At 35.1% G+C, this 24849-nt stretch carries 24 protein-coding genes; 15 read left to right on the top strand and 9 right to left on the bottom strand.

Going from position 1 to position 24849, the window contains the following annotated elements; genetic code table 11:
• Positions 1–13: 13 nt before the first annotated feature.
• From EKL97_RS06460 to glyA, 7 genes are all read right to left on the bottom strand, one after another.
• Positions 14–442, bottom strand: coding sequence for a DoxX family protein (locus tag EKL97_RS06460; RefSeq protein ID WP_126564243.1), 429 nt, complete (start codon positions 440–442; stop codon positions 14–16).
• A 319-nt stretch (positions 443–761) separates the two neighbouring features.
• Positions 762–1259, bottom strand: coding sequence for a GNAT family N-acetyltransferase (locus EKL97_RS06455; RefSeq protein WP_126562350.1), 498 nt, complete (start codon positions 1257–1259; stop codon positions 762–764).
• 20 nt (positions 1260–1279) lie between these two features.
• On the bottom strand, positions 1280–3076 hold the full coding sequence (locus EKL97_RS06450; protein WP_126462809.1) for an ATP-binding protein: 1797 nt from the start codon (positions 3074–3076) through the stop codon (positions 1280–1282).
• 10 nt (positions 3077–3086) lie between these two features.
• Positions 3087–3539, bottom strand: coding sequence for a response regulator (locus EKL97_RS06445; RefSeq protein WP_233588557.1), 453 nt, complete (start codon positions 3537–3539; stop codon positions 3087–3089).
• A 29-nt stretch (positions 3540–3568) separates the two neighbouring features.
• The gene (locus EKL97_RS06440; protein ID WP_126462812.1) at positions 3569–4129 is read right to left on the bottom strand and encodes a helix-turn-helix domain-containing protein; all 561 of its coding nucleotides are present in this window, start codon (positions 4127–4129) and stop codon (positions 3569–3571) included.
• A 196-nt stretch (positions 4130–4325) separates the two neighbouring features.
• Positions 4326–4919, bottom strand: coding sequence for a tRNA-(ms[2]io[6]A)-hydroxylase (locus tag EKL97_RS06435; RefSeq protein WP_126462815.1), 594 nt, complete (start codon positions 4917–4919; stop codon positions 4326–4328).
• A gap of 124 nt (positions 4920–5043) precedes the next feature.
• Positions 5044–6318, bottom strand: a complete 1275-nt coding sequence (glyA, locus tag EKL97_RS06430) for a serine hydroxymethyltransferase (RefSeq protein WP_126553685.1) — start codon at positions 6316–6318, stop codon at positions 5044–5046.
• A gap of 109 nt (positions 6319–6427) precedes the next feature.
• Here glyA and fahA point away from each other — a divergent pair, with 109 nt between their 5' ends.
• The 13 genes from fahA to argH all read left to right on the top strand — a co-directional run bounded on the left by fahA (position 6428) and on the right by argH (position 19879).
• Positions 6428–7711 (top strand): fumarylacetoacetase, encoded by a 1284-nt coding sequence (fahA, locus tag EKL97_RS06425; protein ID WP_126462821.1) that lies wholly within the window; start codon positions 6428–6430, stop codon positions 7709–7711.
• A gap of 219 nt (positions 7712–7930) precedes the next feature.
• Positions 7931–8230 (top strand): hypothetical protein, encoded by a 300-nt coding sequence (locus EKL97_RS16030; RefSeq protein ID WP_317125232.1) that lies wholly within the window; start codon positions 7931–7933, stop codon positions 8228–8230.
• Between the two features lie 125 nt (positions 8231–8355).
• Complete coding sequence (locus EKL97_RS16025) at positions 8356–8544, top strand: hypothetical protein (RefSeq protein ID WP_143392182.1); 189 nt, start codon at positions 8356–8358, stop codon at positions 8542–8544.
• A gap of 471 nt (positions 8545–9015) precedes the next feature.
• Complete coding sequence (locus EKL97_RS06415) at positions 9016–9633, top strand: GNAT family N-acetyltransferase (protein WP_126462824.1); 618 nt, start codon at positions 9016–9018, stop codon at positions 9631–9633.
• 131 nt (positions 9634–9764) lie between these two features.
• On the top strand, positions 9765–10958 hold the full coding sequence (locus EKL97_RS06410; protein ID WP_126568483.1) for an argininosuccinate synthase: 1194 nt from the start codon (positions 9765–9767) through the stop codon (positions 10956–10958).
• Between the two features lie 223 nt (positions 10959–11181).
• Complete coding sequence (gene argC / locus EKL97_RS06405) at positions 11182–12159, top strand: N-acetyl-gamma-glutamyl-phosphate reductase (RefSeq protein WP_126568482.1); 978 nt, start codon at positions 11182–11184, stop codon at positions 12157–12159.
• 128 nt (positions 12160–12287) lie between these two features.
• Complete coding sequence (locus tag EKL97_RS06400; protein ID WP_126568481.1) at positions 12288–13424, top strand: aspartate aminotransferase family protein; 1137 nt, start codon at positions 12288–12290, stop codon at positions 13422–13424.
• Positions 13425–13509: 85 nt separating this feature from the next.
• Positions 13510–14706 carry a glutamate-5-semialdehyde dehydrogenase gene (locus EKL97_RS06395; RefSeq protein WP_126568480.1) on the top strand — a complete coding sequence of 399 codons (1197 nt, stop codon included), beginning with the start codon at positions 13510–13512 and terminating at the stop codon, positions 14704–14706.
• 45 nt (positions 14707–14751) lie between these two features.
• Positions 14752–15513, top strand: a complete 762-nt coding sequence (proB, locus tag EKL97_RS06390; protein WP_126568479.1) for a glutamate 5-kinase — start codon at positions 14752–14754, stop codon at positions 15511–15513.
• Positions 15514–15608: 95 nt separating this feature from the next.
• Complete coding sequence (locus EKL97_RS06385) at positions 15609–16556, top strand: N-acetylornithine carbamoyltransferase (RefSeq protein ID WP_126564237.1); 948 nt, start codon at positions 15609–15611, stop codon at positions 16554–16556.
• Between the two features lie 25 nt (positions 16557–16581).
• Complete coding sequence (gene argB / locus EKL97_RS06380) at positions 16582–17385, top strand: acetylglutamate kinase (protein ID WP_126564236.1); 804 nt, start codon at positions 16582–16584, stop codon at positions 17383–17385.
• A gap of 87 nt (positions 17386–17472) precedes the next feature.
• The gene (locus EKL97_RS06375) at positions 17473–18540 is read left to right on the top strand and encodes a M20 family metallo-hydrolase (protein ID WP_126553672.1); all 1068 of its coding nucleotides are present in this window, start codon (positions 17473–17475) and stop codon (positions 18538–18540) included.
• Positions 18541–18598: 58 nt separating this feature from the next.
• A complete protein-coding gene (argH, locus tag EKL97_RS06370) occupies positions 18599–19879 on the top strand; it encodes an argininosuccinate lyase (RefSeq protein ID WP_126568478.1) in 1281 nt (426 codons plus the stop codon).
• Between the two features lie 104 nt (positions 19880–19983).
• Here argH and ytxJ read toward each other — a convergent pair whose 3' ends face one another.
• A complete protein-coding gene (ytxJ, locus tag EKL97_RS06365) occupies positions 19984–20373 on the bottom strand; it encodes a bacillithiol system redox-active protein YtxJ (protein WP_126568477.1) in 390 nt (129 codons plus the stop codon).
• Positions 20374–20516: 143 nt separating this feature from the next.
• Here ytxJ and clpB point away from each other — a divergent pair, with 143 nt between their 5' ends.
• Complete coding sequence (clpB, locus tag EKL97_RS06360) at positions 20517–23111, top strand: ATP-dependent chaperone ClpB (protein WP_126568476.1); 2595 nt, start codon at positions 20517–20519, stop codon at positions 23109–23111.
• A 155-nt stretch (positions 23112–23266) separates the two neighbouring features.
• Here the strand turns inward: clpB and EKL97_RS06355 are convergent, their stop codons facing one another.
• A complete protein-coding gene (locus EKL97_RS06355; protein WP_126562379.1) occupies positions 23267–23734 on the bottom strand; it encodes an OsmC family protein in 468 nt (155 codons plus the stop codon).
• 199 nt (positions 23735–23933) lie between these two features.
• On the opposite strand from EKL97_RS06355, the gene EKL97_RS06350 reads away from it, so the two are divergent.
• Positions 23934–24803, top strand: a complete 870-nt coding sequence (locus EKL97_RS06350; RefSeq protein ID WP_126515025.1) for a DUF808 domain-containing protein — start codon at positions 23934–23936, stop codon at positions 24801–24803.
• Positions 24804–24849: the final 46 nt, after the last annotated feature.

Raw genomic sequence — 24849 nt, 5'->3', positions numbered from 1 at the left:
TGGATTTACAAGTTCATTCATTCTTCATCAAAGCTTTATCCAAAGACCAAAATCCACTCCCTTTTATTAGTAAATAAAAACTACCTAAAAGCATTGCCCAATCAGTTCTGCTACCATGAAGCAGTTCCCAAAATCCGTTTTCTAAATAAACATCTGATTTTGTTGTTGCAAATGCTACTAGCATAACTATAAGTAAAGGAATACTTGCTAAGCGCGAACACAACCCAATTAAAAGTAAGACGCCACAAATAATTTCAAATGCACCAACAAAACTTCCTAATAAATCAGGTGAAGGCAAACCTATTTTTTCAAATCTCCCAGCTCCGCGAATTGCTGGAAACAAAAACTTTTGAATACCTTCCGATAAAAACACTGCTCCTACTATGAAACGAATGATTATTGTGGTTTTTGAATTGTCTGTATTAATGATTTTTTCTAACATATTATTTTCTTATTGGTGATTCTGTCTGTGGGTGTCTTGATCGTAAAAAAAGGTGCGTTTTCCATTGCATGACATCGGTTACAGTTGATTGTTATATTCTCAAATTCTTTATTAAAGATCAAGGTGTCCTTACTTTGAATACTTTTTTTCATTTCGGGTAAAATAACCGTCAAAAAATGGTCGGCTGATGCTGCTCTTTTGGGACTCCGCTCAAGTCCATTTTTTATGGTGGTGTACTGTCATCTACTTTTATAACTCCGGAAGTATACGCACTCTTCCTAACTTCTCCTGCTGTTGTTCAATAAGCAATTTTTGGTGATTATAGCTTTTTTTCCATTCTGTAGTCTTCCATTTTATACCCGTGCTTTAGTTCAATATCCTCTTCGGAAACAATTTCAAACCCTATTTTTTTATAAAAAGACAATGCGTTGTTGAATTTATTTACGTTCAAAGAGACCGCAACCGAATTATTTTCTCTAGCCAAATTTTCAATTGTATCAATCAATAGCTTCCCTGCTCCTTTTCCTTGTGCTTCTGGAAGCAAATAAATCTTGTGCAGCCGCGTTAGGTTTTGCGCTAAATAATTATGTGAATAAGAGGCAAAACCAAGGCAAAATTCATCCTGATGTACCAAAAGAAAACGATGTCCTTTTTGGATCAAATTTTCAAGTAATGCGTGTTCTGAATAAAAGAGTTCAAGCATATAGTCAATTTGTTCTTTTGACAATATGGCTCCATAAGTTTGAGGCCAAGTTTTATAGGCAATCTCCTGAATGGTTTTTAAATCTTTCGTAGTAGCTTCTGATATTGATATCATTCTGTTTTTTTGTAATTTAATTAAATCACATCCCCTTTTGGAATAAAAATATAAAATTTAGCCCCTACATTTGGCTTCCCTTTTACTTGTATAAAACCATTGTGGTTGTCTACAATTCTACTGCAAATAGCCAATCCCAACCCGGTTCCTGAATATTTAGAATCAGTTTCCAAACGCTTGAACAAAAGAAATATTTTTTCGGCATATTCCTGTTTAAAACCTATTCCGTTATCAGTAACAACAATCTTATAATACTCGTCTTTATTGCTTATTTTATACTCCCGGACTTCTTTATCCGTAATGTTTTTAGAAGTGATACTTATTTCAGGAGCTGTATCTTCCTTGCTGTATTTAAGTGAATTGGAAATCAAATTAATAAAGAGCTGTTTAATTTGAAAAGGTATTGCAGTAATGGTTGGTAATTTACCTATTTGAATTTCGGCTTTTTTCTCTTCAATATTTGATGATAAATCCTGGAGTATTTCGCCCAAAACTACATTCAAATCCGTTGTTACAAAAACTTTATCGCCTTTTATAGTTCTGGAATAATTGACTAAATCAATTAATAACGTTTGCATTCTGTTAGCTGCCACTCGTACTTTAGAAAAATATTCCTTCCCTTGTCGTGAAATCAAGTCCAATTCTTTTTCTTCCAGTCTGGAAATGAACATTTGAATCTTACGAAGCGGTTCTTGCAAATCATGGCTTACAATGTCATTAAAAGCTTCCAGTTCTGTATTAATATATTTTAGTTCTTTGTTACTTTCTTCTAATTCAAGTGTTTTTTTATATTGATTAGTGATATCATAATTTACCCCAATTTTTATTAAATCTCCTTTTCCATTAGTAGTAAAACTTCCAACACCCATAATATATTTGATATCGCCGTTTGGTGTTAAAAACCGAAATATCATGGAAGTCGACTGGTGATTTATCAAAGAATCCAGGTGTACTTTCGTTACATATTCTAAATCATCGGGATGTATGTATGGAATCGAATTTTCAATATTAGGTTCGAAAGCTTTAGGCTCAACTCCCATTAAACGGAATAAATTATCTGAAAAAGTATACTTTTTTGTTTCTATATTAACCATCCAATGTCCAAAACCTGCTGTTTTTTCTGCAGCGTTGTAGGATTCGTTTAGTAAATTTAATGCGTCATTTGCTTTTTTGAGTTCGTCAATATCAACATTCATTTTTTGAAAGGAAAGCAATAAAATCAAAAGCGAGAGGATGACTAATAAAAAAGCCGTAATTAAGGAGTCCTGCAATTCAAATTGATGGTTGTCATTTTGAAATTTTGTTTTTCTACTTTCCGAAAATATAATTTCGGTCACAAAGGATTTCATTTCTTCAGTGACTTTACTACTTTCGAGTAACTTTGCATTTAAATCAATCGGGCCGGAATTTTTACTTTTAGCAATAATGTAGGTTTGTCTGAATAACTTAAAGCGGTAATCGATGATTTTTTCGAGCTGTTCAATATCTTTATTTCTCAAAGCGTTATTAGCGGTCAACTCTTTTAACTTTTTGATGCTTTCCTCTATTTTTCCTCTGCTCAAAAACCGATTTTCAATATAGCTATCTTCTTTTGTTATGATATAACTCCGCAAACTCGTTTCGTAAATACTGATAATCGACAAAAGTTTCTCTAATTCGATTTGGGTTTCATTTGAATTTGCAATTAATTCAACTGTTGAATCCAGTTTTTCCATTTGAGAATAAAACATTGAAGCAATATAACAAACCACAACAATTGCAATGGCCAAAGCTATTTTAAAGACTTGAGAATTTTTATATAGTCCTAAAATTTTCATTTATTCTTTTTTATATGCTAAAGAAAAAAGTTTCTATGTTTAGTCCTGAAGAATGAAATTGCCAATTCATGTGTACAACTTCCTTGATTACTTTTTTCAACATTATAAAGTCATTTGGTTTTTTAATATAAATATTGGCTCCTTTGACAAAAGTATCTTCAATATCTTTCTCTGAGGAAGAAGTAGAATATATTGCAATTGAAATCTCTTTAAATCGACTATTGGCTCTAATCTCATTCAAACAATCCAGTCCTGTTTTTCCGGGCATATTCAAATCCAAGAATAAAACATGAGGCAACTTACTTAATGGATTTTCTAAATAATCCATCAGATCTTTACCATCTTTAAACAGCGTTAAATCATTGTTCATTTTGAGTTCTTGCAAAGCTTCACTAAAAAAAGTGCGATCATCTTCGTCATCATCAGCCAGAAGAATATGCATTGAATCTTGGTGTGCAATCATAAAATAGGGAATTATTTTTTAAATTTTATTTATTCTTTGTTTGATAATTTCCTTCTTTTACCTACAATTCTTTTAAACAAGGAAGGAGTTAATCCGGTTACTTTTTTAAATTGCGTAGACAAATAGGCTACACTGCTATAGTTTAACTCATACGAAATCTCCGTTAAAGTCAGTTTCTCTTCAATTATTAATTTTTTTGCTCTTTCAATCTTTTGAATAATAATGAAATTCTCAATAGAGGTATGGGTATATTCTGAAAAAACATTAGTGATATACCCATATCTGAAGTTCAGTTTGTCTGCTAAATATTGAGATATCGTTACGTCCGGAAATTTATCTTTATCGTACACTATTTCTATAATAGCATCTTTAATTTTTTGGATTAATTGTGCTTTTGGATTATTGATAATTTGAATCCCATATTTTTTTAAAACATCCTGAAGTGCGTTCAAACTCTCTTCTGAAATAGCATCCACAATTTCAATTTGCCCTAAGTCTAAAAGTTGATAATTAATCTCTAATTTTTCTAATTGCTCTTGCAATATAGCCCTGCAAGCTATGTTTCCATCATAATTAAAATTGAGCTTCATAGCAATAGATAATTGTTAGAATTAAATTTAAAAACATAAATATAAATCAAAAAATATAAATTTACAGCAAAAAAAAATAGTTTAGAATTAAAACAGCATTCTTTAAAAAGAAATAAAACACAAATTACTGATTACTAGTATAATTACGCGAATATAAATTTATTTAAAATAAAAACACAAACACAGAAAATAGATTTTATCCATGAATTGTTTCTTTATTTCCATAATTTGTTATAACATTCTCCTCAAATTCCAGCCATTCTCTCCATCGTTTTTCAACATCGATTCCTACCCCATATTTACGTGCATAGGTTATAAAAGTGGTATAATGTCCTGCTTCGCTTTCCATTAAATTCCTATAAAAAATAGCTAATTCTTCATCGTTGATATTCTCTGAAAGCACCTTGAAACGCTCACAGCTTCTGGCCTCTATCATAGCTGAAAACAATAACCGTTCCACTAAAGCAGAAATCCTGTTTCCGGTAGCGTTTTTTTTCATGTACAGATACAGTTCATTGACATAATCATCCTTACGCTCGCGTCCCAACTTTAGGCCGCGTTTAATGATAATATCATGTACTTGCTCAAAATGATCAAGTTCTTCTTTGGCCAAAGCCAATAAATCCTTCACTAGATCCTGATGCTCCGAGTTATTGGTAATTATTGTAATCGCATTTGTAGCTGCTTTCTGTTCGCACCAAGCGTGATCTGTGAGAATTTCCTCGATATTTTTTTCTACAATATTGACCCATCTGGGATCTGTTGGTAATTTTAATCGTAGTACGGACATTTTTTTAGTCTTAAAGTTAGAAAGTCATAAAGTCATAAAGTCGAAAGCCAAAAACTAAGACAGAATATTAAATTCTAATCAAAGACTTTCGACTTTCGACTTTAAAACCTTTAAGACGTATTTTTTAGTATACGAAGATAGCTCTTTCGCTCATCATTTCGTTTACTTTATTGGCTACTTCTTCGATAATATCTTCATCCGTATGGTTCATTAATACCCGGTCTATTAATGCCACAATGGTTTCCATATCTTCCTCAACCAGACCACGAGTGGTAATAGCTGGAGTTCCTACACGAATACCTGAGGTTACAAATGGTGATTTATCATCAAAAGGTACCATGTTTTTATTCACAGTAATTTCTGCTTTTACCAATGCATTTTCAGCATCTTTTCCAGAAATATTTTTATTTCTTAAATCAATTAGCATCATGTGATTGTCCGTGCCGCCAGAAATGATTTCGTACCCTCTTTTTACAAAAGCATCTGCCATTGCATTTGCGTTTTTTTGCAATTGTAACGCATAGGTAAAAAATTCATCTTTCAAAGCTTCGCCAAACGCGACTGCTTTTGCAGCAATAATATGCATTAACGGACCACCTTGATTTCCTGGGAAAACGGCCAAGTCTAATAAGGAAGACATCATTCTGATTTCTCCTTTTGGAGTGGTTAAACCAAATGGATTTTCGAAATCTTTACCCATCAAAATTAATCCTCCACGAGGGCCACGCAATGTTTTGTGAGTTGTAGTAGTTACAATATGGCAATGGGGCAATGGATCATTCATCAAGCCTTTGGCGATAAGCCCGGCAGGGTGAGAAATATCTGCTAATAAAATAGCGCCAACACTATCAGCAATTACTCTGAATCGCTCAAAATCCATATCACGAGAATAAGCCGAAGCGCCTGCGATGATTAGTTTTGGTTGCTCTTTAGTGGCTATTTCTTGAATTTTATCGTAATTTAACCGTCCAGTTTCTTTGTCAACACCATAAAAAGACGGAGTATACAAACGTCCCGAGAAATTTACAGGAGAACCATGCGTTAAGTGCCCACCATGAGACAAGTCAAAACCTAAAATTTTATCTCCTGGTTTGATACAAGCGTGGTAAACCGCTGTATTGGCTTGAGAACCAGAATGTGGCTGTACATTTGCATATGCAGCACCAAATAATTCTTTAGCTCGATCAATGGCAATTTGTTCCACAACATCAACTACTTCACAACCGCCGTAGTATCTTTTGCCAGGATACCCTTCAGCATATTTGTTAGTTAAAACAGAACCAGCTGCTTCCATTACTTCATCACTTACGAAGTTTTCCGAAGCGATAAGTTCTAATCCGTGAATTTGTCTTTCTTGTTCTTCCAGAATAAGGTCGAAAATTTGTTCGTCGCGTTGCATTTCTTTGATTTTCGTTAATTTTGATGCAAAAATACAAAAAAACGTTTGGTTAATAGTTAGATTATAATATATTTGATGAGTAATTTTTTAACAAAATAATTAACAAAATATGCCGATAACAGCTAACGATACCAATAGAAAGTCCTGGCTAGAAGTACCATTCAATAGTGATTTTCCCATTCAAAATATTCCTTTTGGTGTTTTTTTAACCAAAGAAAACATCGTAACAGTTGGAACTAGAATTGGAGATTTCGCAATCGATTTGGGTGCTTTACAACAATTAAATTATTTTGAAGGTATAGAACTGACCGATGATATGTTCATGCAGGACACTTTAAATGATTTTATTTCAGACGGCCAAAAAACCTGGCGTTTGGTTCGAAACCGAATTGCTGAAATTTTTGACGAAAAAAATCTGAAATTACAAGATAATACCAAAGACAGAGATATAATCATCTTTGAAATGGAAGATATAGAAATGCAGTTACCCGTATTAATTGGCGATTATACGGATTTTTATTCAAGCAAGGAACACGCTACAAATGTAGGGAAAATGTTTCGCGATCCTGAAAACGCATTATTGCCCAACTGGCTTCACATTCCTGTAGGATATCATGGACGAAGTTCTACCATTATTCCTTCCGGAATTCCTGTACACAGACCTATGGGACAAACCTTACCTAATGGTGAAACCACACCTGTTTTTGGGCCTTCCCGTTCTGTTGATTTTGAACTGGAAACCGCTTTTATCACTACGGATGTCAATATCATGGGAGAAAATATTGCAGTATCCGAAGCCGAAGATTATATTTTCGGAATGGTTTTATTGAATGACTGGAGTGCTCGCGATATTCAAAAATGGGAATACGTGCCGCTAGGCCCCTTCTTAGCAAAAAACTTTGCCACTTCTATTTCACCCTGGATTGTTACTATGGATGCTTTGGAACCCTTTAGAACAAGAGGACCCAAACAAGAACCGACGCCACTTCCCTATTTGCAACAAAAAGGAAAACATTCTTTTGACATTAATTTAGAAGTAGCCATACAACCTGAAAAATCAGAAGCAACTGTGATTTCACGTTCGAATTTCAAATATATGTATTGGACCATGAGCCAGCAATTAGCACACCATACCTCTAATGGCTGCCGTGTAAATTCTGGCGATATGATGGGCTCTGGCACCATCTCAGGCCCTACACCGGACAGTTACGGTTCCATGTTAGAATTATCATGGGGCGGGAAAAATCCTATAAAACTAAAGGATGGAACTGAACGTAAATTCATCAATGATAATGATACTGTTATTATGAAAGGATATTGTCTAAACGGACAAGTACGCATTGGCTTTGGTGAAGTTTCCAGCAAACTGCTCCCTCCTTTTGTTCGCAAATAAAAAATAAAATACTCCTTCAAAAACCTAACAATTGTACTCTTTTTGTTGGGTTTTTTTATGGCTTTTTTTAAGCATTAAACTAAAAACAAAAAAAAATCCACTTAAAATAAACTGCCGGAACAACACCATTATTTAATACTAAACCACAGGGAAAAAATCACCTTTTTATTCTCCTTTTTTGTACTACTCTCCTCATGTGGCGTAAAGCAAACCCAAAACTTGTTAAGCTCCGGAAATTACGATCAGACAATTGATAATGCGATTTCGAATTTGAATATCAATAAAGACAAAAAAAGCAAGCAGGAATATGTTTATTTGCTGGATGAGGCTGAATTTAAAGGTTCTGATTATGTTTCGGTTTTCACTAAAAACGAAACGAACATGATTATTCCGGTTCGTCTTCAAAATGATTTGTTGGACTTCTGCACATTGGGATTAAACGATAAATGGACTGTTTACCTCAGCAACAAACAAAAAGGAATTGGGTATGATTATGGAATGGCAATCCATTTTAGATAAATTTATATTTCGCCAGAGCAAATTAAAGAAAGATAATTTGTAAAAGAACGCATCATCAAAGACAGTGTCAAAAAACTGATTGATACTAATGGGAAAGAAGTTTTAGACGAAAAAGGAAAGTTGTTATGGTGGATAACCTCAAAACTATAAATGCCACTTACAAAGGAGACCGACTCGCCACTGATGATAATTATTCTTATTTTGACAGAAGTCCAATTCCTTTTCCTAGTAGCGAACAAATGGTTTATGACACTGGAGAAGATTTAAAATCTAAAATTAAAGAAATTATCAACCAAAACAAGTTTAGAAACTGATGTTTTAAAGACTTTACTATTCGATAAACGCCTTGATACTTATGCCTGTAAATGCGTTTTTCTTGGATTAAAAAAAACAACAATCTATTAAAACTTTGTTACAAAAGACAAAAGTAGCGTTGTGTTATAAAAATATGTGTACTTTTGTATCAATGAATACAATAAGTGTACATATAACTTCTTTGTCACGGAAAAACAGACCTTCTACTTCTCCCGAAGTACGGATGCTATCGATATAGTACCCAAAAGCTGTTTCGTATCTTTATTCATTTTATTTTTTTGTTTTGAAATTACCGCTATTTTTCACTGGATCAATCTATCCACAAATTAAAACTAAGGCATCATTAGTGCACTTTAATTCATTTTATTGTACTGCCCTGACCCGTTTTGAAAAAACAATAGATTTTAGAAAAAATGCATTTCAAAAAAGACCCCTAAATCATTTTATAACTCAAAAATCCAGCTTTTGACATGAACATTTCTATCATAACAACTCAGGAAGAACATTATAAATATTCACAGGAAATATGCGAAACCATAGAATTATCCGCACTATTGAGAGGTACGGGAATTGCTAAAAGAACTCCTGAATACATCCAGAAAAAAATGGAAAACAAAGACGCCATTATCGCATTAGACAACGGGAAATTTGCCGGTTTTTGCTATATCGAAAGTTGGCAACACGGAAAATTTGTAGCACATTCCGGGTTGATTGTACATCCGGATTACAGAAATCTAGGCTTAGCAAAAAAAATTAAATCATTTGTTTTTGACTATTCGTTAAAAAAATATCCAGAGGCTAAAGTTTTTGGAATCACCACTGGTTTAGCGGTAATGAAAATCAATTCCGATTTGGGGTATAAACCTGTTCCTTTTTCAGAATTGACGAGCGATCAAAGTTTTTGGAAAGGATGTCAAACCTGTACCAATTATGAAATTCTAAAAAGTAAAGACAACAAAATGTGTTTATGCACCGGAATGCTTTATGACCCAAAAGAAAAGCCTAAAGATCCGCCTAAGCACCCCTTTAATGTCAAAATATCAAACCGATTAAAATCAATTAAAGAAGCGCTTTTCTTAAAAAAATAACCCCCTCCCCAGCCCTCCCCGAAGGGGAGGGAGCCAAAGAGAAAAATAAAATAATCATAACAAAAAATTCCCCTTTGCCAGTTTCGGCTCCCCCTCCTTCGGAGGGGTTGGGGGAAGAAAAAACAATAATTATGAAAAAAGTTGTATTAGCTTATAGCGGAGGATTAGATACCTCATATTGCCTAAAATATTTAAAAAACGAAAAAGGATATGAAGTTCATACCGTTCTTATAAATACAGGCGGATTTGATGATGATGAACTAGCCGCTATTGAAGAAAGAGCCTACGAATTAGGAAGTGCGCAACATGCAAATCTTACCATTGTAGATAAATATTATGACAAAGCCATTAAATATTTGATTTATGGAAATGTATTAAAAAACAATACGTACCCATTATCAGTAAGTGCAGAGCGTGTTTTTCAAGCTATAGAAGCGATAAAATATGCAAAATCTGTTGGTGCTGAAGCGATTGCTCACGGAAGTACTGGTGCAGGAAATGACCAAATTCGTTTTGATTTAATTTTCCAAACCATTGCTCCCGAAATTGAAATCATTACACCTATCAGGGATTTGAAATTATCAAGACAAGAAGAAGTTGATTATTTAGCTCAAAATGGAGTTCATTATTCTTGGGAAAAAGCACAATATTCCATTAATAAAGGATTGTGGGGAACAAGCGTTGGTGGTAAAGAAACATTGACCTCAAATCAAACTTTACCAAGTGAAGCGTACCCTTCGCAATTGCAAAAAACGGGAGAAGAGAAAGTGACACTACAATTTGAAAAAGGACAATTAGTAGGCATCAACGGAACATTGGATACCCCAACAAAAAACATCGTTACCTTAGAAAAACTAGCAAACGCTTACGCTATAGGTAGAGACACGCACGTAGGCGACACCATTATTGGAATTAAAGGAAGAGTTGGTTTTGAAGCCGCTGCACCTTTAATCATCATCAAAGCACACCATTTGTTAGAGAAACATACGCTAGGTAAATGGCAACAATACTGGAAAGAACAACTGGGAAACTGGTACGGAATGTTGTTTCATGAAGGACAATTCTTGGACCCTGTAATGAGAAACATCGAGGCTTTCCTAGAAGACACTCAAACGACTGTAAATGGAACGGTTATCGTTTCTCTAAAACCATATCACTTTACATTGGACGGAATTGAATCTGAAAATGATTTAATGAATACTACGTTTGGTCAATACGGTGAAATGAACAACGCTTGGACATCTGACGATGCCAAAGGATTTATCAAAATTCTGGGGAATGCCCAAAACATATTTTCATCTGTAAATAAACTGACCCATGATTAATTGAAATTCTGAATTAATCAATAAATATAAAATTTAACCACATAGAAACATAGAAAAAAGAACTTATATAGACCAATTTTTGGTTACACAAAGCTATATTTTACTCCAATAAGTGAAAAGCTTTATAAAATTAATAAAATCTATGTATCTATGTGGTTAAAAAATAATACAAATCGAATTACTCCAATAAGGATTAATTCTAGTACGTTTAAAAAATAAGATTATGATTAATATTGGAATAATTGGCGGTTCAGGTTATACTGCGGGTGAACTCATCAGAATATTGATGTTTCATCCCAATGCTACACTTGATTTTGTTTACAGCACGACAAACGCCGGAAAACCACTTCATGTCGCGCATCACGATTTGATGGGTGATATCGAAATGAACTTTACCGATACTGTAAATCCAAATGTGAATGTAGTTTTCTTGTGTTTAGGTCATGGTAAATCAAAATCGTTTTTAGAACAAAACCAATTTGCGAGTCATACCAAAATCATCGATTTAGGAAATGATTTCAGATTAACAAAAGACAAAGAATTTAACGGAAAAACTTTCGTTTACGGTTTGCCCGAATTAAACAAAGCGAATATAAAAAATGCCCAATTTATCGCTAATCCAGGTTGTTTTGCGACAGCAATTCAATTAGCATTATTGCCATTGGCCAAAAATGAAATGCTTACGACTGATGTTCATATCAATGCCACAACCGGAAGCACGGGAGCTGGAGTTTCCCCTTCGGAAACAACACATTTCAGTTGGAGATCAAATAATATGTCGCATTATAAAGCTTTTGAGCACCAACATTTAGGCGAAATAAACCAAAGTGTCAATCAATTGCAGGCGGATTATACCAGTGAATTGATTTTTGTTCCCAACAGAGGTGATTTTGCCAGAGGAATTTTCGCAACATTATACACAACAATCGAAGAAAACCTGGAAGATGTAGTGGCTAAATATGAGGCTTTTTACAAATACCAACCTTTTGTAACGGTTACCACCACTGGAATCAATATGAAACAAGTAGTTCAAACGAATAAATGTATTATTAGTTTGATGAAAAAAGGAAACCGGTTATTGATAACATCAATAATTGATAACTTAACAAAAGGAGCCTCAGGACAAGCCATTCAAAACATGAATCTACTGTTTGGACTGGATGAAACCACAGGATTACATTTGAAACCAAGCGGATTTTAATCCCCTCCCCAACCCTCCCCGAAGGGGAGGGAGACGAAATGCAAAAAATAGTATAAATATAAAAACAACACCCCCCGTTGCAAGTTTTTATTCCCCCTCCTTCGGAGGGGGTTAGGGGGAGGATTATTATGAACTTATTTGACGTTTACCCATTATACAATATCACACCTGTTAAAGCACTAGATTGTACTATTACAGATGAAAAAGGTGTGGAATATTTAGATTTATATGGCGGTCATGGTGTAATTTCCATTGGACACACCCAACCGGATTATGTTTCCAAATTAAAAAATCAATTGAATAATATTGGTTTTTATTCCAATGCGATTCAGAATCCATTGCAAATAGAATTAGCAGAGAAATTAGGGAAACTTTCAGGATTGGAAGACTACACTTTATTCTTGTGCAGTTCTGGAGCTGAAGCCAATGAAAACGCCTTGAAATTAGCCTCTTTTCACAACAATAAATCTCGTGTGATTGCTTTTGATAATTCCTTTCACGGAAGAACTTCGGCGGCAGTTGCGGTAACAGATAACAAAAAAATTATTGCTCCAATCAATGCACAACAAATCGTTACTTTTTTGCCACTGAATAACATTGAGTTGGTAGAAAACGAACTAAAAAAAGGAGATGTTTCTTCTGTTATAATTGAAGGAATTCAAGGAGTTGGCGGTTTAGACCAAGGCACAACCGAATTTTTCCAAGCTTTAGAAAAAACATGTGCAGCTTATGATGCTGTTTTAATTTTGGACGAAGTGCAATCAGGATACGGAAGAAGCGGAAAGTTTTTTGCACACCAACATCATGATATCAAAGCAGATATTATTTGTCTGGCCAAAGGAATGGGTAACGGATTTCCTATTGGCGGAATCTTGATTTTTCCAAAATTCACAGCGAGTTATGGATTATTGGGAACTACTTTCGGTGGAAACCATTTGGCTTGTGCCGCTGGAATTGCTGTTTTGGATGTGATTGAAAACCAAAAATTAATGGATAACGTAAATGACGTTTACGCCTATTTTTTAGAAGCTATCAAACAAGTTCCTGAAGTTATCCAAGTAAAAGGAAGGGGATTAATGCTAGGAGTAGAATTTGATTTTGACGTAAGTGCACTTCGTAAAAAAATGATTATGGACAAGCATATTTTTACCGGAAATGCGAACAATAAAAACTTATTAAGAATCCTTCCTCCATTGACAATCAAGAAAGAAGCAATTGATACTTTTATTGTAGCTTTACAAGAAACATTGGCAGAATTGAAATGATTTTTTAAACATATAAGTCATCTAACCTCTTAAACTTTTGTGCCTTATATGTTTATATTTTTTTAAAATAGTAAACCAAAAACTAATGAACCACGTATTAGCAATAGAAAAACGAAATGCCGTTTTAAGCCATATGGCTAAACTTCTTGAACAAGAAAGAGCCAATCTTAAAATTGTAAATCAACAGGATTTGCAGCATTATTCTGGCGATGATTTAGCCATGGAAAAACGTTTATTGGTTGATGACGCCAAAATTGACGGTATGATTTTATCCATGCAACAATTGGCCAGTCAAGAAGATCCTATTGGCGTAGAGCGTTTTAATTTCGACCATCAAAACGGAATGAAAATAATCAATAAAACAGCGGCTTTTGGAACCATAATGATTATTTATGAATCCAGACCCGATGTTACTGTTGAAGCTGGCGGAATCGCTTTTAAATCCGGAAATAAAATTCTATTGAAAGGCGGAAAAGAATCTTTGCAATCCAACTTGAAAATTGTGGAATTATGGCATCAGGCTTTAATAACAAACAATGTATCAAAGGAATGGGTGGAATACTTGAATTACAATCGGGAAGAAACACAAACGTTTTTAGAAAAACCCACACAAAAAGTGGACTTAATCGTTCCTCGTGGTGGCGAGAACTTAATCGCTTTTGTAAAAAAACACGCTACTTGTCCCGTAATAATTAGTGGTCGAGGTAATAATTTTGTGTATGTAAATAAAGAAGCCGATTTAAAAAAAGCGCTAGACATTATTATTAACGGAAAAACCTCTAACATATCCGTTTGCAATGCTTTAGATAAAGTTTTAATTGATACTAATCTTGAAAACTGGGAAGCTTTTGCAAAAAAAATAACTACCGAATTACAACAAAGAAACGTTACGATTTTGGGAGATGAAAGCATTTCCAGAGCAACAGCTGTTCCTCAGATTGAATCGGATTTAATTTGGTACGAAGAGTTTTTGGATTATAAAATTGTTATTGGAACAACCAATTCGGATCAGGAAGCAATTGACAAAATAAATAAATATTGTGGAGGTCATTCGGCTTCTATAATCACAAAAAATGATGCAATTGCCCAGAAATTCATGGAAAATGTAGATACTGCAGCCGTATATCAAAACGCCTCTACCCGATTCACGGATGGAGGACAGTTTGGTTTAGGTGGCGAATTGGCGATAAGCACGGACAAATTACACCAACGTGGGCCAATCGGCTTGCAACATCTAGTTACTAATAAGTGGTATATTTACGGAAATGGACAAATCAGGTAAAAATTAGTAGAGACAAGTTGCGACTTGTCTAAACAAAAAATAAAAATGGCCAAAAAAAGAATTTTATTAAAGTTAGGAAGCAATACATTAACCAAAGAAACCAATCACATTTCGAGAGGAAAGATTGAAGATATTGGAATGCAAATAGCGGCTTTACAAAACGAGTACGAGTTTATCATTGTGAGTTCGGGCGCGATTGCTGCGGCCAAACAATTTGTAAAACTGGACAACCACGACAAAGATGTTTTTGTAAAACAAGCACTAGCTTCGATTGGTCAGCCACATTTAATGCGGATTTATCATGAAAATTTCCGTGATTTAGGATTGCTGATTTCGCAATGTTTACTTTCTTATTCTGATTTTGAAAAAGAACAATCTAAAGTAAATATCGTAAACACCATCAATGTGTTAGTCAAAAATAATTATATCCCAATTATCAATGAAAATGATACCGTAGCAACGGATGAGATCCAGTTTGGTGATAATGATAAATTAGCTGCGCTGACAGCCGTTTTATTAAATGTTGACCTTCTGATTATCGCCACCAATACGAATGGGATTTATACCAAAGCATCCATCCATGATGCCGTTCCTGAAACCATTTCTTTGGTAACTGATTTAAAAGTATTGGAAAAAGAAATCGGCGATTCAAAATCCTCACATGGAACTGGCGGAATGCAGTCTAAAATTGAAGCATCGGCAATCGCCAAAGCCGCTACTATCGAAACCTGGATTGTAAATGGCTTGGAAGACAATTTTATTTTGAAAGCTTTAAAAAACGAAATACCATTTACTAAAATTGTATAAATGTTGATGCGGTTAATCGTTAATTCGGTTAATTTATTAAACACACGAGCAAAGCGAACTGACGAAGTAAATAACCGATTAAACAAATTAAGATAATGAACTACATATCCATACAAAACATAGATTCGCTCGACGAATGGGTGAAACAAGCCTTAAAAATCAAAAAAAAACCACTTAAAAATAAAAAACTTGGTAAGAACAAAACCTTAGGAATGTTGTTTTTTAATTCCAGTTTAAGAACACGTTTGAGTACACAAAAAGCAGCTTTAAATTTGGGAATGAACGTCATGGTAATGAATTTCACCAGCGAAGGTTGGACATTAGAATTTGAAGATGGAGCCATCATGAACTCCGGTGCTTCGGAACATATTAAAGAAGCGGCTGCAGTAGTTTCTCAATATTGCGATATTATTGCCATCAGGGCTTTTGCCGGATTGGTAGACAAAGAAAAAGACAATGCCGAAACCGTTCTTATGGGTTTCTTAAAATACGCCACGGTACCGGTTGTCAATATGGAAAGTGCTACAGGACATCCATTACAATCACTAGCCGATGCAATTACAATGGCTGAACACAAAACGGAACACCGTCCAAAAGTAGTTTTGACTTGGGCACCACATCCTAAAGCTTTACCTCAAGCGGTACCCAATTCCTTTGTGGAAATGATGCAATTACAAGAGGCTGATTTTGTAATTACGCATCCTGAAGGCTACGAATTGAATCCTGAAATCACGAAAGACTCCAAGATTGAATACGACCAAGACAAAGCTTTCGAAAACGCCGATTTTATCTATGCCAAAAACTGGAGCAATTATAACGAGTATGGTCAGATTACAAATTCCGACCCAAACTGGACCGTAACTGCCGATAAAATGAAGCTGACCAATAATGCTAAATTCATGCACTGTTTGCCAGTAAGACGTAACGTAATTGTAACGGATGAAGTGATTGACAGTGAAAATTCAATTGTTATCGAACAAGCCAATAATAGAACCTATGCCGCGCAATTAGTGTTGCAGAAGATTTTAGAAAGTGGAAAATAGAGAAAAGATTTTTAAAATATTAAAAATGAGTCCAAAACCCAAAACCCAGAACCTAAAATCCCTTTCAATCATAAAAATTGGTGGAAACATCATTGATAACCCAACGGAATTGTCACAATTTTTATCCGATTTTTCTAAGATTGAAGGCTACAAAATACTCGTTCATGGTGGTGGAAAATCAGCTACCAAAATGGCTGAAAGTATTGGTTTAATTCCACAAATGATTGATGGAAGACGCATCACCGATGCCGCTATGCTTGATGTAGTTGTGATGATTTATGCAGGTCAAATCAACAAAAATATTGTTACCCAATTACAATCAAAATCAACTAATGCGATGGGGTTCTCTGGTGCTGATGGAAATTTAATTCTATCGGATAAAAGAAACCATCCTACAATCAATTATGGTTTTGTGGGCGATGTAAAAAAAGTGAATACGGAATTGTTAGAAACATTACTTTCAACTGGAATAGTTCCTGTATTTTGCGCAATAACACACGATGGAAAAGGACAATTATTAAACACGAATGCCGATACCATTGCTAGCGAATTGGCAATTGCTTTATCAGAATTTTTTGATGTAACTTTGAATTATTGCTTCGAAAAACCCGGCGTTTTACATGATGCCGAAGATGATTCTTCCGTAATTGAGAACATAAATCAAGAATTATATTCTAAATTAAAAGTCGAAGGCGCCATACATTCTGGCATGATCCCTAAATTAGACAACTGTTTCAACAGTTTATCCAAGGGAGTTCAAAAAATAAAAATTGGTCATCACCGAATGTTGAAAGATTCAAAGGCAATTTGCACACGCATCAAATTATAAAAAAAGTTGAACACAAATTTCACAGATTTGCACAAAATTTTTTATTTCAATTAAAAAAAAATCTGTGAATCCGTGGCTAAAATAAGTATGAAAAATATAGAAATCCTTACACAAGAAGCCATTTCGCTATTAAAAGCACTGATTGAAACGCCTTCATTTTCAAGTGAAGAAGACCAAACTGCACTTTTAATCGAAAATTGGTTTACACAAAATAGTATTCCTTTCGAAAGAGAGAATAACAATATTTGGGCTTTCAATAAACATTTTGATACCACCAAACCTACGCTATTACTCAATTCGCACCACGATACTGTAAAACCAAACCAAGGTTATACTAATGATCCATTTGAAGCTATCGTAAAAGACGGCAAATTATTTGGACTGGGAAGCAATGATGCGGGAGGTTGTCTGGTTTCACTTTTAGCCACTTTTGTACATTTTTATTCGAATGAGAATCTGCCTTACAATATTGTGATGGTAGCTTCAGCCGAAGAAGAAAGCAGCGGGAAAAATGGATTAAACAGCGTATTGAAACATTTACCGAAACTTGAATGTGCGATTGTGGGAGAACCTACATTGATGCAATTGGCCGTAGCCGAAAAAGGATTATTGGTACTCGATGTCATCGTAAAAGGTACTGCAAGTCACGCTGCACACAACAATCCTGACAATCCTATTTACAATGCGATACCCGTTATCGAATGGTTTAACAGCTATCAATTCGAAAAAATATCGGAGGTTTTAGGTCCTGTAAAAATGACCGTAACACAAGTCACTGCAGGTAAACAACACAACGTAGTTCCCGCCGAATGTCATTTGGTTGTCGATATCAGAGTGAATGATCGTTATAATAATCAAGAAATATTAGATATTGTAAAAAAACATTTGACTGCCGAAGTCAATCCACGTTCGATGCATTTAAATGCGTCATCAATTCCTGTTGCACACGAATTAGTACAAGCAGGAATAACATTGGGAAGAACCACGTATGGATCGCCTACCCTTTCGGATCAATCGGTTTTGAGTTGTCAATCCTTGAAATTAGGACCTGGTGAAACCCTGCGGTCACACTCGGCAGACGAATTTATATTTATAAACGAAATAGAAGAAGGAATTCAATTGTATATCAAAATACTAACTGATTTTTTTAAATAATAATTATAATCTGAAGGGACAAGTCGCGACTTGTCCCTACGAAAAAAAAATAAAAATCATGAAACTTTGGGAAAAAGGAATACCAACAGATAAACAAATAGAACATTTCACCGTTGGTAACGACAGAGAACTGGATTTAGTGCTGGCAAAATACGATGCTTTAGGTTCTATAGCACATGCAAAAATGCTTGGACAAATTGGTCTTCTAACAGACTCCGAAACCGTTTCTCTGGTTTTGGCTTTGGAAGAAATTATAAGAGACGTTGAAAACGGTAAATTCGAAATCGAAGACAGTTTCGAGGACGTACATTCTAAAATCGAGTATCTATTAACGGTAAAATTAGGCGATGCGGGGAAAAAAATTCATACTGCTCGTTCTCGTAACGACCAAGTTTTGGTAGACGTTAATTTGTATCTAAAAGACGTGGTTAAAGAACTAAAGCAACAAGTAAAAAGTCTTTTTGATTTGCTAATGGAGTCGGCCGAAAAACATCAAAATATTTTATTGCCAGGATATACTCACCTTCAAATTGCGATGCCTTCTTCTTTTGGAATGTGGTTTTCTGCCTATGCCGAAACCTTAATTGATGATGTAACGATGCTGAATGCCGCTTTGAAAATTGTAGACCAAAATCCATTAGGTTCGGCCGCAGGTTACGGAAGTTCGTTTCCTATCGATAGAACATTTACGACTAAAGAATTAGGGTTTGAAACCTTAAAATTCAATTCTGTAGCGGCACAAATGAGCCGTGGAAAATCAGAAAAAACGATTGCTTTTGCCATGAGTAGTGTTGCTGCAACTTTGGCAAAATTTTCTATGGATGTTTGTTTGTATATGAGTCAGAATTTTGATTTCATCACTTTGCCTGCCCATCTTACAACAGGCTCGAGTATCATGCCGCATAAGAAAAATCCGGATGTTTTTGAATTGATTCGTGGAAAATGCAACAAGATTCAAGCATTGCCATACGAAATTACTTTAATTACCAACAACCTTCCTAGTGGTTATCACAGAGATTTACAATTGTTGAAAGAAGGTTTATTTCCAGCAATTCAAAACCTAAAAGCATGTTTAGATATCGCTATTTTTGCGATTAAAGACATTAAGGTAAAAGAACACATTTTAGACGATAAAAAATACGATTATTTGTTTACGGTAGATTCCTTAAACGAAATGGTTGTTGCAGGAATGCCTTTTAGAGATGCGTATAAAGCCGTTGCTGAGCAATTAGAAAATGGTACTTTCCAATCTCCAAAAGAAACCAAGCACACTCACGAAGGAAGCATTAATAATTTGTGTTTAGATCAAATTAAGAAAAAAATGGACGATTCCTACTAATTATTTTTACCGGTTTGTCTAAAAAATAAAACCGCAAATTCGCTAATTTAATACAGTGATTAATTAGCGAATTTGCGGTAAACTATTTAAAACAATCCTATTTACTATACTTTTCTTCCTAACTCCTCCGCATCAATATCACTGTGCGAAACATTATAAATGGCTTTTCCGTCTTTAATTAAAATCAATTGTGGTGATTGATGATGAACTCCAAAACGATTCGCAATTTCATTAGAAATATCGCGATGCGCTATTAAATCTAAAAAATAAGGTGTAACTTTATCTGAACTATTGAACTCATTTTCAAACTGTTTTAGCGCCATTCTACTTATACTGCATCGAGTACTGTGTTTGAAAATGGCTACCGGTTTTTCATTTGAAATAGCGATAATTTCATCCAGTTGTACCAAATCAGTTAATTCATTCCAGTTGATTTTGTTTTCTTTAAAATCCTTGTCGTCTGAACTACTAAAAATATTTTTGAAAAAACTCATAATTGTCTTTTTTTAAGACATTTTGACTTTAAAGTATGATACCAATCATAAATTTTCCGTCAATTTGTCTGTATTATTGTATTGGAATATATATTGAATATAGTTCGTAAAGTTAAGTAAAAGATACAAAACAATGTACCATCATGAACATAAATAAATTTACAATCAAATCCCAGGAAGCCATTCAGCTTTCTCAACAATTGGCACAAAGCTATGGGCAACAACAAATAGAAAATGAACATATTTTTAAAGCTATTTTTGAAGTCGACGAAAATGTGGCACCTTTTATTTTAAAAAAACTGAATGTAAATGTGCCCTTGTTTCTTCAAATATTAAACAGTACAATCCAGAGTTTTCCAAAAGTTTCTGGTGGCGAAATTATGCTTTCCAGAACTGCAAACACCACGTTGAACGAAGCTGAAATTATTGCAAAAAAAATGAATGATGAATTCGTTTCTGTGGAGCATTTAATTTTAGCAATTTTTGATTCTAAAAATAAAGTATCCCAAATATTAAAAGATCAAGGCGTTACCGAAAAAGGGCTAAAAGCTGCTATCGATGAATTGCGAAAAGGAGAACGGGTAACTTCGGCATCTGCTGAAGAAACCTATAATTCCTTAAATAAATATGCCAAAAATCTTAACGAATTAGCTCGAGCAGGGAAACTCGATCCAGTAATTGGTCGTGACGAGGAAATACGCAGGGTATTACAAATTCTAACCCGAAGAACTAAAAACAACCCAATGCTTGTGGGAGAACCAGGAGTGGGAAAAACCGCCATTGCTGAAGGATTGGCACACCGAATTGTAGATGGAGATGTTCCAGATAATTTGAAAGATAAAATCGTTTATTCGCTTGATATGGGAGCTTTGATTGCTGGCGCCAAATACAAAGGAGAATTTGAAGAACGATTAAAATCCGTGGTGAAAGAAGTGACTTCTGCCGAAGGCGATATAGTTTTATTCATTAACGAAATCCATACCCTTGTGGGAGCTGGTGGTGGCGAAGGCGCTATGGATGCGGCTAATATTCTGAAACCGGCTTTGGCTCGTGGAGAACTTCGCGCCATTGGAGCCACAACATTGGACGAATATCAAAAATATTTTGAAAAAGACAAAGCACTCGAAAGACGTTTCCAAAAAATTGTGGTCGAAGAACCGGATACCGAAAGTGCTATTTCTATTTTGCGCGGAATTAAAGAAAAATACGAAACGCATCATAAAGTCCAAATCAAAGACGATGCTATTATTGCCGCTGTCGAACTATCGCAACGGTATATTACCAACCGTTTTCTTCCAGATAAAGCTATTGATTTAATGGATGAAGCCGCTTCAAAACTACGTATGGAAATCAATTCGAAACCCGAAGAACTGGATGTTTTGGATCGAAAAATCATGCAATTGGAAATTGAAATTGAAGCCATTAAACGAGAAAAAGACGAAAGCAAACTTAAAATTTTGGGAATGGATTTGGCCAATCTCAAAGAAGATCGCAACGAAATCTACGCCAAATGGAAATCAGAGAAAGACGTTGTCGATAATATTCAAGCCGTAAAAACGGAGATTGAAGACTTTAAATACGAAGCTGAACGTGCAGAACGTGAAGGCGATTATGGAAAAGTAGCTGAAATTCGGTATGGTAAAATCAAGGAAACACAAGAACGTTTAGCCATTTTACTCAAGGAATTACAAGAAAACCAATCCGGAACTTCGTTGATAAAAGAAGAAGTTACCCGCGAAGACATTGCCGAAGTAGTGGCTAAATGGACCGGAATTCCAGTAATGAAAATGCTTCAGGGCGAACGAGAAAAACTACTGAAACTGGAAGATGAATTGCATCACAGAGTGGTAGGACAGGAAGAAGCCATTGAAGCCGTAAGTGATGCCGTGCGCAGAAGCCGCGCGGGATTGCAGGATATGAAAAAACCGGTGGGAACCTTTCTTTTCCTTGGAACTACGGGAGTTGGCAAAACCGAATTGGCGAAAGCCTTGGCCGAATACCTGTTCGACGATGAAAATGCGATGACCCGTATTGACATGAGTGAATATCAAGAACGCCACAGCGTAAGTCGTTTGGTGGGTGCGCCTCCGGGATATGTAGGTTATGATGAAGGCGGACAATTGACCGAAGCCGTACGTAGAAAACCGTATTCTGTAATTTTATTGGATGAGATTGAAAAAGCCCATCCGGACACGTTTAATATCTTGCTACAAGTCTTGGATGAAGGACGTTTGACAGATAACAAAGGGCGTTTAGCCGATTTTAAAAACACGATTATCATCATGACTTCAAACATGGGAAGCCAGATTATTCAGGAGAAATTCGAAAATCTAAAAGGAAGTGTGGAAGCGGCAACCGAATTGGCCAAGATAGAAGTTCTAGGGTTGCTAAAACAAACGGTGCGTCCTGAATTTATCAATCGTATTGATGAAATCGTAATGTTCACGCCATTGACTACTAAAAATATAGCTCAAATTGTAGGTTTACAACTAAAAAGCGTAAGCAAAATGTTGGCACAACAAGGCATCACGATGGACGCGACTCCGGAAGCTATTGCCTACTTATCAGAGAAAGGATACGATCCACAATTTGGAGCCAGACCCGTGAAAAGAGTGATTCAAAGAGACGTGCTCAATGAATTATCCAAAGAAATTCTATCCGGAAAAATAACAACCGACAGCATTGTGTTGATAGATGCTTTTGATGGAAAACTGGTTTTTAGAAATCAAAGTGAGTGAGTTTCTCAAGTTTCTAGAAACATTTAAACTTATGAAAACACTGGTCGAAAGGCTAGTGTTTTTTTATACTTTACAGTTTTTTTGAAGTAAACCAGCTGATTTGCTTGCCATTTTATAATTAAAATCCACAAAAAAGTAAAAACGACATTCCAACTTTAATTTATACCTGCAACTTCACAAGTTGGAAAGTGTACAATTGGAAAATTACACGAATTGGCTATAAAACAGAGTTTGTTTGCTTTTTTATGCAAGCTAAGTGCCTCTTCTACTTTTTCTTTGTTAGTAATCCGAACTTTTGGATTCAGTTTAATCACAATAAAGCGCCCGCTACCGTCGTCCGAAATTTCCAGAGTTGCCTCTGCCTCGTCCGTATAGGTTATCACGTCGATACCATTTTGTTTACAAACATACAAGTAAGACATCATGTGACAGGATACCACGCTACTCAATAACAGGTCTTCAGGATTGTACAAAGCAGGATCTCCTTTGAAAGCTTTAGCAGCCGAAACATTTAAAACAGCCTTACCATCAATAGTTATGGTATGACTTTTAGTATACGTCGCCGCTTCCTTCTTGGAAAAAAGCCAATCTAATTTAGCTTTAAATACATGTTTGAATTCCATACTTATTTTTATTTCAAATGTAATTAAAAACAGTATCGCTACTACAGAAAGATTTTGGGTGAATATTAACTAAAAATTTACCCGTTTTATAAATAGAGTAAATCAAAAAGTAGTAGCTTCGCATCACTAAACAATCAATATGCGTAGATTAGATTTGGGTACAACAATACCAAAATCCGCGCTGTAAAAAACAATCAAAATGGCATCAGGTTTTTTCGCACTATTAGATGATATCGCAGCAATCATGGATGATGTTGCAGTAATGAGTAAAATTGCAGCCAAAAAAACGGCTGGTATTTTAGGTGATGATTTAGCCGTAAATGCCGAGAAAGCTTCCGGATTTATTTCGTCAAGAGAACTCCCCGTATTATGGGCAATTACAAAAGGTTCTTTCCTAAATAAAGTAATCATTTTACCCATCGCCTTTCTACTGAGTGCATTTTTACCGGTAGCTGTTATCATAATTTTAGTACTTGGCGGACTTTATTTAGCTTACGAAGGCGCCGAAAAAATATACGAATACTTCTTCCCGCACGAACATGCAAAACACGAAATTTTAATGGAACTGTTGACCGAGGAACAAATTTTAGCTTTCGAAAAAGAAAAAATCAAATCAGCTATAGTAACCGATTTTATTTTATCAGTAGAAATCGTAATTATTGCATTGGGAACTGTAATTGGTAAACCCATTTCATCACAAATAATGGTAGTTTCCATCATTGCAATCATAGCAACCGTTGGTGTTTACGGCATTGTGGCCCTAATTGTCCGAATGGATGAAGCAGGTTTAAAACTGATGCAACTGAGTTCCAAAGAGAAAAGTTTTTCAAAAACGTTAGGAAATATTCTGGTACAAGCCTTGCCAAAAGTCATCAAAAGTTTATCCGTAATAGGTACAATCGCTTTATTATTAGTGGCTGGCGGCATATTTGTACATGAAATTCCGTTCCTGCACGACATACTACCACAAATACCGTCCATAATAACTGAATTTATAATCGGCCTTGTATTTGGTGCTATTGTCTTGGGAATTGTAACCCTGTTTAAAAAGATAATTGGCAAAAAGTAAAGACACTTTAGTCTCACTCATGAATATCAACAAAAACTGACTACTA

Origin of the sequence: Flavobacterium sp. LS1P28, assembly GCF_003970335.1 — a bacterium.
Taxonomy (GTDB): domain Bacteria; phylum Bacteroidota; class Bacteroidia; order Flavobacteriales; family Flavobacteriaceae; genus Flavobacterium.
This window is presented reverse-complemented; position numbering and strand designations above follow the sequence as displayed.

What these genes read in the sequence shown, in the direction of transcription:
- clpB (WP_126568476.1), top strand. Translation starts at nt 20,517, where the DNA reads ATGAACATAAATAAATTTACAATCAAATCCCAGGAAGCCATTCAGCTT.
- proB (WP_126568479.1), top strand. Translation starts at nt 14,752, where the DNA reads ATGGCCAAAAAAAGAATTTTATTAAAGTTAGGAAGCAATACATTAACC.
- glyA (WP_126553685.1), bottom strand. Translation starts at nt 6,318, where the DNA reads ATGCAACGCGACGAACAAATTTTCGACCTTATTCTGGAAGAACAAGAA.
- EKL97_RS06355 (WP_126562379.1), bottom strand. Translation starts at nt 23,734, where the DNA reads ATGGAATTCAAACATGTATTTAAAGCTAAATTAGATTGGCTTTTTTCC.
- fahA (WP_126462821.1), top strand. Translation starts at nt 6,428, where the DNA reads ATGCCGATAACAGCTAACGATACCAATAGAAAGTCCTGGCTAGAAGTA.
- EKL97_RS06460 (WP_126564243.1), bottom strand. Translation starts at nt 442, where the DNA reads ATGTTAGAAAAAATCATTAATACAGACAATTCAAAAACCACAATAATC.
- EKL97_RS06395 (WP_126568480.1), top strand. Translation starts at nt 13,510, where the DNA reads ATGAACCACGTATTAGCAATAGAAAAACGAAATGCCGTTTTAAGCCAT.
- EKL97_RS06350 (WP_126515025.1), top strand. Translation starts at nt 23,934, where the DNA reads ATGGCATCAGGTTTTTTCGCACTATTAGATGATATCGCAGCAATCATG.
- EKL97_RS06445 (WP_233588557.1), bottom strand. Translation starts at nt 3,539, where the DNA reads ATGATTGCACACCAAGATTCAATGCATATTCTTCTGGCTGATGATGAC.
- argH (WP_126568478.1), top strand. Translation starts at nt 18,599, where the DNA reads ATGAAACTTTGGGAAAAAGGAATACCAACAGATAAACAAATAGAACAT.
- argC (WP_126568482.1), top strand. Translation starts at nt 11,182, where the DNA reads ATGATTAATATTGGAATAATTGGCGGTTCAGGTTATACTGCGGGTGAA.
- EKL97_RS06415 (WP_126462824.1), top strand. Translation starts at nt 9,016, where the DNA reads ATGAACATTTCTATCATAACAACTCAGGAAGAACATTATAAATATTCA.
- ytxJ (WP_126568477.1), bottom strand. Translation starts at nt 20,373, where the DNA reads ATGAGTTTTTTCAAAAATATTTTTAGTAGTTCAGACGACAAGGATTTT.
- EKL97_RS06410 (WP_126568483.1), top strand. Translation starts at nt 9,765, where the DNA reads ATGAAAAAAGTTGTATTAGCTTATAGCGGAGGATTAGATACCTCATAT.
- EKL97_RS16025 (WP_143392182.1), top strand. Translation starts at nt 8,356, where the DNA reads ATGGTGGATAACCTCAAAACTATAAATGCCACTTACAAAGGAGACCGA.
- EKL97_RS06435 (WP_126462815.1), bottom strand. Translation starts at nt 4,919, where the DNA reads ATGTCCGTACTACGATTAAAATTACCAACAGATCCCAGATGGGTCAAT.
- EKL97_RS06385 (WP_126564237.1), top strand. Translation starts at nt 15,609, where the DNA reads ATGAACTACATATCCATACAAAACATAGATTCGCTCGACGAATGGGTG.
- EKL97_RS06440 (WP_126462812.1), bottom strand. Translation starts at nt 4,129, where the DNA reads ATGAAGCTCAATTTTAATTATGATGGAAACATAGCTTGCAGGGCTATA.
- EKL97_RS06375 (WP_126553672.1), top strand. Translation starts at nt 17,473, where the DNA reads ATGAAAAATATAGAAATCCTTACACAAGAAGCCATTTCGCTATTAAAA.
- EKL97_RS06400 (WP_126568481.1), top strand. Translation starts at nt 12,288, where the DNA reads ATGAACTTATTTGACGTTTACCCATTATACAATATCACACCTGTTAAA.
- EKL97_RS06455 (WP_126562350.1), bottom strand. Translation starts at nt 1,259, where the DNA reads ATGATATCAATATCAGAAGCTACTACGAAAGATTTAAAAACCATTCAG.
- EKL97_RS06450 (WP_126462809.1), bottom strand. Translation starts at nt 3,076, where the DNA reads ATGAAAATTTTAGGACTATATAAAAATTCTCAAGTCTTTAAAATAGCT.
- argB (WP_126564236.1), top strand. Translation starts at nt 16,582, where the DNA reads ATGAGTCCAAAACCCAAAACCCAGAACCTAAAATCCCTTTCAATCATA.